Genomic DNA, 11,510 nt, shown 5'->3' on the forward strand with positions numbered 1-11,510 from the left:
CCAGCCGGGTAGCAGTCGACACCTCCGCGTTTTTGCGTCACGCTCAGATCATCTGGCTAGAACCCAGTCGCGCACCTGCAACCGGGCCGGCACTGCAATCGGGTCGGCGCAGCAGACCCAGGTCACGCGATCGGATCCGTCCACGCCAATTGACCCATCACGAGTCCCGCGTCGCGTGACACGATCTGGGCACGACCGGCTACCAGGCGCTTCGGCTTGATGCGGCCAATGACCGCGCCCTCATCAGGGCTGCCGGACAGCATCAAACCAGTGGTACCGAGTTCAGACAGTGCCTGAAGGACAGGTTCGAAGGCAGCGCGCGAAGCACCGCCCATTCGTCTGCTCACGATGACGTGAAGACCCACATCCACAGCCTGAGCAAGTAACGGCTGGAGGGCGATCAGCGGGTTACCTGACTGTGTGGCAACCAGATCGTAGTCATCGACCAGCAGCCACGCCTCGGCGCCCTGCCACCAGGAGCGATTACGGAGCTGCTCAGTTGTCACAGAGTCACTGGGCAGTCGGGTGCGCAGATACTCAGCCAGATCATTGATCGTCGCTGTCGCATCATCACGCGTGGTCATGTAACCCGCAAGGTACTCCTCGGGAACCTCCCCGAGCAGGGTGCGGCGGTAGTCAACCAGGAAGATCTGGGCCTGTTTCGGTGTACTCGTGCGCATGATTTCACGAGCGACAGTGCGCAGGAATGTGGTCTTGCCGGACTTGGAATCGCCGTACAGGTACAGGTGCGATTCGTGGGCAGGATCGAAGACCCATGGGCCCAGTCGGGATTCTTCCACGCCGAGCAGCAATCCCTCGCGGTCCTGCGCTCCCTCCAGTTGCTGGACTTCCTCCACCGTGATGCGTTCGGGCAACAGGCGCAGTTTCGGACCCGGCGCCGGAGCGGCCTTTGCGATACTTTCAAGCGTTGCGGTAATGCCGGCTGACATGGACGATACGTCGTGGTCACCGTCCGCCCTCGGCAACGCGACGAGGACGTGGTGGCCGCCCATTTCCAAGCCGCGCCCTGGACGACCCTCCGGCACCGTAGCCGCAACCTTGCGGTTGACTTCAGAATCGGTGACGTCGCCCAGCCGCAGCTCCAGCTTTGATCCCATGACGTCACGTACCTGCTGACGCATATCCATCCAGCGTGATGTCGCGACTATCAGGTGGACGCCGAACGACAGCGCCCGCGGCAACATGGCCTGGATTCGCATATCGAGATCCTCGAAGTCGCTGCGCAGGATCGCCCACCCGTCAACGACCAGGAACACATCGCCGTATCCGTCGTCGAAACGCCCCTCAGCGCGTCCCTGCCGGTACGTGGAGATGGAGTCGATTCGATTCGCGCGGAAATAGCGTTCACGGTCGACGATGATGGACTCGATCTCGGCAAGCATACGGTTGAGGATGTCGGGGGTATCACGCGTCGCCACGCCAGCGATGTGGGGTGCGTCCGCAAAGGCTGAGAAAGTGCCGCCGCCCAGGTCAATGATGTAGAACTGGACTTCCTGCGGTGTGTGCGTCAACGACAGTGCCATGACCAGTGTGCGCAGCGCGGTGGACTTACCTGACAGTGGACCACCCACAATGGCCATGTGACCACCCGCGCCGGACAGGTCATATTCCAGTGTCTCACGGCGCTGTTCCAGCGGAACGTCTGTGGTGCCCATCGGGACACGCAGACGGCCTTTCGCACGCCACGATTGTGAAACCAATCCCAGGCGCGGATCTGCATCCAGATCCGGCATGAGGGCGTCCAACGTATCCGGGATATCCAGGGGCGGCAGCCACACCTGGTGGGCTTCAGGTCCGTGACCCACCATCTTGGCAACCGCAATATCCATCTGTGTCATATCCGCCCACTGACGGTCCTCAGGGGCGACATATTCGTTGCGAGCTTCTCCCTGCTCGCGATCAGAATCCTGGTCAGAGTTATCCTCGTCAAGCGAAAGCTGAGGAGTGGAGGTGAACGGGAGAATCGTGAGCGCCGACTCGGGGGAGCCGGCCTGCTCGCCTGAGCGTGGAGCGTGGGAACGTGCCGGCGGGGGAGCGGCAACATACGAGGCGCGGAAACGCACCATCTGATCAGTACCGGTCTTCAGATATCCGACGCCTGGAATCGATGGCAGCTCATACGCATCCGTCACCCCCAGCACGGAACGTGACTCCTGGCCGGAGAATGTACGCAAGCCCATGCGATAGGACAGGTGCGAATCCAGCCCGCGCAGACGGCCTTCTTCCAGGCGCTGAGAGGCCAGCAGCAAGTGGATCGACATGGATCGCCCCAGACGACCGATTTGTACGAACAGATCAATGAAGTCAGGTTTGGCCGACAACAGTTCGGAAAACTCGTCGAGGATGATGAACAGTGCCGGCATCGGCGGATACTCGTGTTTACCGGCGCGCCGATCTGCCTCGTAATCCGTGACGTTGGCGTAGTTGCCGGCCTTTCGCAGCAGCTCCTGGCGTCGCACCATTTCGCCGCGCAGGGCCTCCTGCATACGGTCAACCAGGAACAGTTCCGACTCCAGGTTGGAAATGACGGCCGACACGTGCGGCAGCTTGCCCATTCCCCAGAACGTCGCGCCACCCTTGAAGTCAACCAACACGAAGTTGAGCTGCTCAGGGGAGTGGGTCAGCGCCATTGCCAGCACCAGGGTCCTGAGCACCTCGGACTTACCTGAACCAGTCGCACCGATCAGCAGGCCGTGCGGGCCCATACCTTGCTGAGCTGATTCCTTGATATCCAGCAGGACGGGGATCCCCTCGGGCGTCACACCGAACGGAACACGCAGCAAGTCGCGCCCGGTGCGGTACTTCCATTCCTTATCTGGATCGAAGTCGCGCACATCCGGCAGGTGCAGCAGCGTCATCAGGTCTTCCGAACGGGCGGGGTCTGAGCGGCCGGCAGGTTTGTCGGCGGAACGTTTCTCGCCTTCGCTCCAAAATGCGGTGCGTCGGCTCAGTGCTTCAGCCTGCTCGATGCTCATCTCATCGGGTCGGGCAACGATGGGGCGCTGATCCATCAGCACGACTTCCATGACTCGCCGATCGGCAGGATCCTTGTGCTCGTACGGGTGAATCAGCAGGCGCATCGTGCTGCGTGAGACGAGCGGTCCCCACTTTTCGAGAACCTTGATAACGGTGACACCCAGACATCCTTCAAGTGAACCGAGGCGCGTTTGCGACGGCATGTTCGCATCGTCGACGATCAGCACGAGGTGCGGCCACTGTACGTTTTCGTCACGCGGCCGGAACGTGCCGCGCGTGGTGAACTCCTCACCCAGCAGGTTTTCCAGTTCGGCGTAGTCGCTGGTGATCATTCGTGCAGGGCCGAGGGCGTCCCGCTCCTCTGATGAACGCGCATGCGGGGCCCACTTGACCCACTCCCACTGCGGGCGTGCCTCCTCGGAGCACAAGACGGCGACTTTCAGGGCGCCTGGACCGATGAATGTCAGCAGGTGACACAGCATGGCACGTGCCTGCGCGCGGGCCACATCGTGCCGCCCTGCAACCTCAATATGGGAGAATTCTCCGATCATGACGCCGAAAGGCACATGATCAATGTTGGAAAACGTCTCCACGAACCGGTTGAGCGCACTATGACAGACGATATCGGGGTTGGCCATCGGAGGAAGCTCAGGCACGTCAAGATCCATTGAGAGTGCTTGTGTCGATGAGCCAATCCGCATGTTGAGCGCGTCAGCATCCCCTGGGGCTCGTTCCCACAGGCGGGCGCGGTCCTGCGCAATCAACGTTAAAGCCAGCGGGTCGGGTAAGTGCCAGCGGATATAGGCGCGCTGTTTGCGCTCAGCAGTGCGGACGGTTTGGCGCATTTCTGACAGGTAGGCGAGGTATTCCCGGCGTGTTGTCACCACTTTTTGGCGATGCCCGCCGATCTGGCGGTAGATATTGAAACCGACCATGGACAGCATCGCGAAAACCATGGCGCCGCCCATCATGAGCATGCGCGGGTTGTTGTTCGCACTCATGACCATAAAGATCATGACACCCATCGATCCGAACATCGGGACAACCGTCATCAGGACATTTCCCATACCAGGCGGTTCAACCTGATCCGGAGGCCCCTCGATCGGGATCGTACCCGTAGGCAGCTCCGGCGAGCTGACCCGGTCTGGGGATGCGTCCTCTTCTGCCATATTTTCACCTCAAATGGTGGTCTTGACATGAAATACATGCGCATCTCATATTATCTTGATTGTGGGGATAGAACGAGAGGTTCACCAGCTCGAAGGACAGGACAGCCTATGACATCGGTTGCGCAGGCCACTATCGAGCAGGCTGGTACCCGGTCAGATGTCGCCGTCCCTGTCGGCACGACGGTGTCAGGCTTGCTTGCGATGATGAATGTGGATACGTCGACGGGCGACGTCCGCATCACGCTGCCGAGCGGCAGGTTGGTGTCCCCTTCTCAAGCGCTGGGACGAGATCTTCCGTCCGGCACCATTCTGTCGGTCGCCAGTGGACTAGCGTCCGACCGGGCGCAAGTCAGGGCCCGTGAATACGCCGAGGCCCCCTGGTTCAACAGACTGCTGGGCATCGTGGGCATCATGATTGCCGTCGTTGGGCTTGAAGCGGCCTGCATTATCGTCCCCCTGGTGGCACGGTCGGCCATGATTCCACAGGGCGTGCGCATTGGTGCCGGCATCGTGTCGATCCTCCTGACTCTTCCCCTGATTTTCCGAGGGCGTCTGCACGCGGGAACCGCAGCCTGCCTGGCGCTGAGTTTCTTCATCGGCGTGGCATCCCTGGCGTTGCTTCCTCCGCAGGCCCCCGTTTCCATCGTTCTTGCGCCCCCGATGCTGTGCTGGGTTGCGTTTGGAGTATCGCTTCTGTATTGGCTGACGACTCGCCTGCCTTCGGCGGCGGCCAGCGCTGTTGCTTTCGGTGTGTTAGCTGCTGTGCTGTCCATGACCACGGCGTTCCAGATTCCGTGGTCCACGATCATGCCGATCGGCTTGGCGTTGCTGGTGTTGGCCCTGGCGATTGTGCCTCAGACAGCGGTGCGGATTCCTGAAACGCAGCTCCTCGACCTCCCACTGGTCACCACGTCAGCGCCTGCGGTGCGTCAAGCGAAAGTGGCATCACCCTCGCGGATCACGCATGCGCGTGTGGAGCGCACCGTGCGGGAGGCATCCGGGATTCTGGATACGCTGGTCATCATCTGTTGTGTGGCGGTTTGTGTCACGATTCCGATGGTGGCGAGTCGAGTTGACCTGACCTCGTGGCACGGACGCGTCGGCACTGCGACGGTTGTGTGCGCAATTCTTGCCCTCTCACTTACGCCCCGCAATACGCGTTCGAAGGCATTTCGCATCGGCCCGCGCGTATGCGCAACGGCTCTGGCGGGCGCGCTCATCATGTCCCCGACGGGGCAACAGGTGGCAGGACCTCTTGGCGTTGGCGGGATGCTGGCAATCAGCGGCATCGCAGTGGTGTGCGCGGCCATGCTGGTCTCACGCCGTGACGAGGGCGCCGCGTTCCTCGGCCGGGTCGGAGACATCGCCCAGTCAATTTCACTGGTTTTCATCTTGCCGTGCGCCGTATTCTCTACCGGTTTATTTGACGTGATTCGACAGGTGGCATCGTAACTATGACGTCTATTCCTTCCACTGCACCAGCTCAAAGTCCGATGCGCGCGCAGATACCGCGCGGAACGCAATCACGTCCCTCCTCGCAAAGAAGCGCCCCCACCTCCAGTGGTAACCCGGCGTCGCGAAACCTGCGGGTCGGCTCGTACATGATCGACCTGCTGGCAATCTGGGCATGTGCAGCGCTTGCCTGGTTCATCCGACCGTCTCTTATCTTCGTCGGCACTATCGTGCTGGAACTGTTCTTGGTTCTGACGCTTGTGCGCGCCCGTACCGGACGCACCTTGGGAGCACTGGCCACACGTACCGTCGCGGTCGCAGCGGGTACGGATCACGCACCGGGACTTAAACGTCAGGGAATTCGCAGCGCCATCATCGGTTTACTGCACGTCACGGTTATCGGGCCTGTGATCGTGGTGTGGCTGGGCAAAGATGGCCGCGATTGGGTTGATTCGCTCGCGGGTACGGCGACACTTGATTTGCGCTCACCGCTCAGGCGCCCGACAACGGCCCCCGACGCCTATGGCCGGCAGACTACTCACACACTGACATCGGAGAACACCGGTTGGACTGGGCCAGCCTCGCCCTCGTCGCACCCGATGGACGAGGGTGACGCGCGAGTCCCCGGACCGTCGATGCCACCGGCACCTCAGCCGCAACCACAGGAGCAGGCTGGCTCACAGCAGAGCCAGCGCTCGTTTGGCATGTGGATGCCGAGCCTGTCATCTCCCGGGCTGAAACCGACAGGTGCGGGATCCTTTGCCGTTCCGTCACAGCCCGAACCGTCGTTGGCTCCGCGCCAGGCTCATCCCCAGGAAGCACCCGACCCACTGGCACAGCCTGAGGTGACACCGGCCCAGCCAGCCCAGCCCGATGGCTTCTCCGTTATCGTTCCACCAGCAGCGCCAGCGCAACCTGCTCCTGACGTGGCTCATCCGGAGCCGATTGCTTCAAATTCGGTTGCAGTTCCGCTGGCTAGCCAGTCTGCCGCCGGAGTCGAGAAGCCAGAGAATAGTGACGACACTTCTGCACCTGCACCGGAGGAGCAGCCGGATCGAGCCGGCACGCCGAAGCCTAACACGCAGCATGATCAGAAGAACGCTGAAATATGGCTGGGATTCGATTCAGGGGAGAAAGAAGCGGTGATTGGTACGACAGTCATTGGACGCGCACCTGTCACGATGTCACCGAGTGAACGTGCTGTCACTGTCGAGGACTCAACGCGCTCACTGTCTCGCACTCATCTGCGCTTGGGTCCTGCTCCCGGCGGAGTGTGGGTGGAGGATGCTTTTTCTGCGAACGGCACGTCGGTCACGTTACCTGACGGTTCAGTGTTTGAACTGGAGCGAGGAAATCGTCAGGCTGTCCCAATTGGCGCAACACTTCGTGCTGGAGAACGGTCGATCACCATCAACTCGCCCCACAGTCACCAGTGATGGCTCTAGTGGGGAGCATCGGCAGTGACAGGAATGTCACTCGGGTAAGCGACGCCCTCATCATCGGCAGGCATGACGAACCACAATATGAAGTAGAGCATGATGCCTGACCCCGGAAGCGGCAGCGTTGCGATAAACAGCAGGCGCACAAGGATCAGATCCCAACCAAGGTATCGGGCGATACCAGCGCATACACCTCCGAGAAAACGATGCTGAGTGTCTCGGCTGAAAACCCTGCGAGAGTAACCCGCTGTGACCTGTTCATTCATGGAACCATTCCACCTGATAACAGGCATTGAGCGCTATCGGGGAAAGCCCTGAGATCTCCCTGAGGCACCCGAGCATTCGTCCACTTTCGCCCTGGCAGCCCCTTCGCAGATGCGCGGTCACCCTCGCCAATGAGGAGCCGGTGGGCGAGGCGGTGAGCGGACGGAATTATTCTTCTGGCGAATTGTGGAAGCTTTCAGCGCTTTCAAGGCCTGCGCGCGGTGACCAAGGTCCCAGTTTTGGTAGAGTTGGCACGAAGGCGCCCGAGGACGGGTGCGTCACGAGAGAAACGAGAGATGAGGACCTCGATGGTCAAGTATGTTTACGATTTCTCCGAGGGCAACAAGTCCATGAAGGATTTGCTCGGGGGTAAGGGCGCAAACCTCGCTGAGATGACGCGACTGGGTTTGCCTGTTCCGCCTGGATTCACGATTTCCACCGAAGCCTGTCGGGCTTACCTGAAAGATGGAAGCGTGCCAGACACCCTCGAAACCGAGGTGACCGCAGCACTGCGCAGCGTTGAAGACACCATGGGCCGCCAACTCGGAGCAGGCGATGACCCGCTGCTCGTCTCGGTCCGGTCAGGCGCGAAATTCTCCATGCCCGGCATGATGGAAACAGTACTGAACATTGGCTTGAACGATGAATCAGTCGAAGGTCTGACGAAAGTTTCCGGATCAGAGCGTTTCGCATGGGACTCCTACCGCCGCCTGATCCAGATGTTCGGCAAGACGGTGCTGGACATCGATGGTGATCTGTTCTCCGACGCGTTGGATTCACTGAAGAAGGAACGCGGCGTTGAGGCCGACGTTGACCTGACCGCAGAGGACATGCGCACGCTGGTTGACACATTCAAGAAGATCGTGCGTGACGCCACCGGCGAAGACTTCCCACAGGACCCTCGCACTCAGATGGACATGGCCACCGAGGCTGTTTTCCGTTCATGGAACACGGAGCGTGCACGCATCTACCGTCGTCGCGAACGCATTCCGGATGATCTGGGCACCGCCGTCAACATCTGCACCATGGTGTTCGGCAACATGGGTGACACCTCCGGTACGGGCGTGTGCTTCACCCGCGACCCTTCCACCGGACACTCAGGCGTGTACGGCGACTACCTGCCGAACGCTCAGGGCGAAGACGTCGTGGCCGGCATTCGTAACACTCTGCAGCTGTCAGCTCTGGAAGAGCGCGATCCCAAGTCGTACCAGGAACTGCGTGCCATCATGCGCAAGCTTGAAACTCACTACCGCGACCTGTGTGACATTGAGTTCACCATCGAGCGCGGCAAGCTGTGGATGCTGCAGACCCGCGTTGGCAAGCGCACTGCCGCCGCCGCCTTCCGTGTTGCCACCCAGCTGGTTGACGAGAAGATGATTACCCGCGACGAAGCCCTCGGCCGCGTTACCGGTGACCAGCTCACTCAGTTGATGTTCCCGCAGTTTGATGCGAGCGCACAGAAGGAACTGATCGCCCGCGGCATGCCTGCATCTCCCGGTGCGGCAGTCGGAAAGATTGTCTTTGACAACGCTCAGGCTGAAGCTGCGGCCCGCGATGGAGTGAAGTGTGTGCTGGTTCGTCGTGAGACGAACCCTGATGACCTTCCCGGTATGGTTGCTGCCGAGGGTGTCCTGACCGCCCGTGGTGGCAAGACCTCTCACGCAGCTGTTGTGGCACGTGGCATGGGCAAGACCGCTGTGGTGGGCGCTGACGCGCTGGATATTGATGCCGCCGCCGGAACCGTCAAGGTGGATGGTCATGTTCTCACCTCTGAAGACACGATCGGCATCGACGGATCCACCGGTGAGATTTTCCTTGGTGACGTTCCGGTTTCGGATTCACCTGTGACGACCTATCTGTCGCACGGACTGGAGGCGGGCCTGGAGGTTGCTGGCGATGATGCGGATATGCGTGAGCTGATTGCAGCTGTTGACCGAATTCTGGTGCACGCTGACGAGGTACGTCGCCTGCATGTGCGCGCCAATGCGGATACTCCTGAAGACTCACGTCGCGCGCTCGAGTTCGGAGCGGAAGGTATCGGCCTGTGCCGCACCGAGCATATGTTTCTGGGTGATCGTCGCCCGCTGGTTGAGCGCGCCATCCTGTCTGAAGCCGGATCGAAGGATCGTCAGGATGCGTTCGATGAGCTGGAGAAACTGCAGAAGCAGGACTTCCTCGAGATGCTCGAGGTTATGGATGACAAGTCGATGACGGTGCGTCTGATTGACCCGCCGCTGCATGAGTTCCTGCCGGATTTGACCAGCATGGAAATCAAGTTTGCCGTGGCCAAGGCCAAGGGCGAGACGGTTGATCCAGCTGATGAGAAGATGCTGGCCACCGTGCGCCGTATGCATGAGGACAACCCGATGCTGGGTCTGCGTGGCGTCCGCCTGGGCATTTACCTGCCAGGCCTGTTCGAATTGCAGATCCGCGCACTGTGCGAAGCTGCCGCCGAACTTGTTGCACGCGGGCTGCACCCGCATCCGGAGGTCATGGTTCCGCTGGTCGCATCCGAGCGTGAACTTCAGCTGATCCGCGAATCGGCTGAAGAGATTATCGCAGCGGTGTCCAAGGACAAGAACGTTGACCTGTCGGGTGTGACAATCGGCGCCATGATTGAGCTGCCTCGCGCAGCCATGACCGCTGAGGATCTGGCACACGCAGCCGACTTCTTCTCATTCGGCACGAACGACCTGACCCAGACCGCCTGGGGCTTCTCGCGCGATGACGTGGAAGGTGTGTTCTTCCCCGAGTACATCGATGCCGGCATCTTCGGCGTCTCTCCGTTCGAGACAATCGACCAGCACGGTGTGGGTGCCCTGGTGCGTGAAGGCGTTGAGCGTGCCCGTTCCACCAAGCCGGAAATCAAGCTCGGCGTGTGTGGCGAGCATGGCGGCGACCCGGCCTCCATCCACTTCTTCTCGAAAGTGGGCTTGAACTACGTGTCGTGCTCCCCGTTCCGCGTCCCCGTTGCGCGTCTGGAAGCAGGCCGCGCCGCGGTGGCCTCCGAAGAGAACTGATCCGCGCCGCACCTGTTCAGGCAGCGCCGTCACGCCGGCCGCGTCGGTGAGCTGTCTGTCGGTGCATCAGCTGCAAGGGCTGTACCTGGTATCACTGCCGGGTACAGCCCTTCGCGTTTTCGCGTGGCGGTGTGGCGGGCCGGTGGTGTGGCGGGCCGCCGGGGTGCACGACTTACTAAAACTAACCGCCCCAGATGCACGACTCACTAAATTTGGCCCTTTGGCCTGCACGACTTACTAAAATTGGCCCTTTGTCCTGCACGACTCACTAAATTTAACGCCCCGCCATTTCGGCCGATTTTCAAACACGCAGGTCACGGGGTATTTGGATTGTCGAGGGCGTCCCTATCCACTGTTGATCAAGGGGATTGTGCAAAAATTGGAGACTTTTTAGTGAGTTGTGCATGTGTATGCAGAGGATTAAGCAAGTCGTGTATGTGGGCGCAGAAGATTTAGTGAGTTGTGCACGTGTGAAGGCTGAATCCAAGGCGTGGTGCGCTCCTTGTCCTGGAGTGACATGACCGGGGGCGGGGCCAGCGGGCGCCCTCGTCGATGTGCCTCGACTGCTCAATGGTGAGCGAAGTCATGCCGGTGTGACGAAAAGACAAAAAATCCTGAAGTGTCGCAAAAATGGCTGTTCTGTTGCCAAAACGGAACCAATGAGACTGAGCACGATGCTAGTAAAGTTAGTGGCACCTAAGTTATACTGCGTTGAGCAGCAAAGAAGAAAAGTCAGGCACGTCGATTGGTCTTGTCGCCAGCGGTCGGAAGCTTAACTTACGAAATAAGGGAGGCTCACATCGTGAGCACAGCTCGACTCGAGCATCGCATTGAGCCACAGCGCCTAGTCGGTGTGGCATGCGTCGTAGCGTTAATGGCAATCCTTATGGCAATGCTGGCACTGCCCGCTCATGCGCAACCAGCCCCAGCATCCACACTCATCTCAGCAGAACAACCGGCACACGACTCATGGAGCTCCGTGGCCAAAGAGATGGGCTCGATTCTGGACGACGCAGTGGAGAAATACCAGGGAGGCGACGCAAAAGGCGGTAAAGACACCGTCAATGTGGCGTACTACCAGCGCTATGAGACGCTTGGCTTTGAAAAGCAGGTCATGGCGCGTATCTCCGGTGCACGCGTGTCGACAGTGGAGATGGAATTCTCGCTGC

Annotated in this window: 5 protein-coding genes and 1 pseudogene; 4 read left to right on the plus strand and 2 right to left on the minus strand. The window is 60.2% G+C overall.

The annotated features are described in order from the left end of the window. Nucleotides 1-122: 122 nt before the first annotated feature. On the minus strand, nucleotides 123-4,166 hold the full coding sequence (eccCa, locus tag HMPREF2975_RS11590) for a type VII secretion protein EccCa (protein WP_070728184.1): 4,044 nt from the start codon (nucleotides 4,164-4,166) through the stop codon (nucleotides 123-125). A gap of 108 nt (nucleotides 4,167-4,274) precedes the next feature. On the opposite strand from eccCa, the gene HMPREF2975_RS11595 reads away from it, so the two are divergent. Further along, nucleotides 4,275-5,618, plus strand: coding sequence for a hypothetical protein (locus tag HMPREF2975_RS11595; protein ID WP_070728187.1), 1,344 nt, complete (start codon nucleotides 4,275-4,277; stop codon nucleotides 5,616-5,618). Between the two features lie 2 nt (nucleotides 5,619-5,620). Next, a complete protein-coding gene (locus tag HMPREF2975_RS11600) occupies nucleotides 5,621-7,054 on the plus strand; it encodes an FHA domain-containing protein (protein ID WP_141757430.1) in 1,434 nt (477 codons plus the stop codon). Nucleotides 7,055-7,059: 5 nt separating this feature from the next. On the opposite strand, the gene HMPREF2975_RS11605 is transcribed toward HMPREF2975_RS11600, so the two are convergent. Next, complete coding sequence (locus HMPREF2975_RS11605; RefSeq protein ID WP_070728282.1) at nucleotides 7,060-7,323, minus strand: PspC domain-containing protein; 264 nt, start codon at nucleotides 7,321-7,323, stop codon at nucleotides 7,060-7,062. A 306-nt stretch (nucleotides 7,324-7,629) separates the two neighbouring features. On the opposite strand from HMPREF2975_RS11605, the gene ppdK reads away from it, so the two are divergent. Together ppdK and HMPREF2975_RS12670 are read left to right on the plus strand one after the other, a co-directional pair. Beyond that, nucleotides 7,630-10,341: a pyruvate, phosphate dikinase gene (gene ppdK, locus HMPREF2975_RS11610; protein WP_058237785.1), complete on the plus strand. Its 2,712-nt coding sequence runs from the start codon at nucleotides 7,630-7,632 to the stop codon at nucleotides 10,339-10,341. 802 nt (nucleotides 10,342-11,143) lie between these two features. Then, nucleotides 11,144-11,510 (plus strand): annotated as a pseudogene (locus HMPREF2975_RS12670) (hypothetical protein); the annotation flags it as partial.

Origin of the sequence: Actinomyces sp. HMSC065F12, from assembly GCF_001814535.1 — a bacterium.
GTDB classification, from domain to species: Bacteria; Actinomycetota; Actinomycetes; order Actinomycetales; family Actinomycetaceae; genus Pauljensenia; species Pauljensenia radingae_A.

What these genes read in the sequence shown, in the direction of transcription:
- HMPREF2975_RS11600 (WP_141757430.1), top strand. Translation starts at nt 5,621, where the DNA reads ATGACGTCTATTCCTTCCACTGCACCAGCTCAAAGTCCGATGCGCGCG.
- HMPREF2975_RS11605 (WP_070728282.1), bottom strand. Translation starts at nt 7,323, where the DNA reads ATGAATGAACAGGTCACAGCGGGTTACTCTCGCAGGGTTTTCAGCCGA.
- HMPREF2975_RS11595 (WP_070728187.1), top strand. Translation starts at nt 4,275, where the DNA reads ATGACATCGGTTGCGCAGGCCACTATCGAGCAGGCTGGTACCCGGTCA.
- eccCa (WP_070728184.1), bottom strand. Translation starts at nt 4,166, where the DNA reads ATGGCAGAAGAGGACGCATCCCCAGACCGGGTCAGCTCGCCGGAGCTG.
- ppdK (WP_058237785.1), top strand. Translation starts at nt 7,630, where the DNA reads ATGGTCAAGTATGTTTACGATTTCTCCGAGGGCAACAAGTCCATGAAG.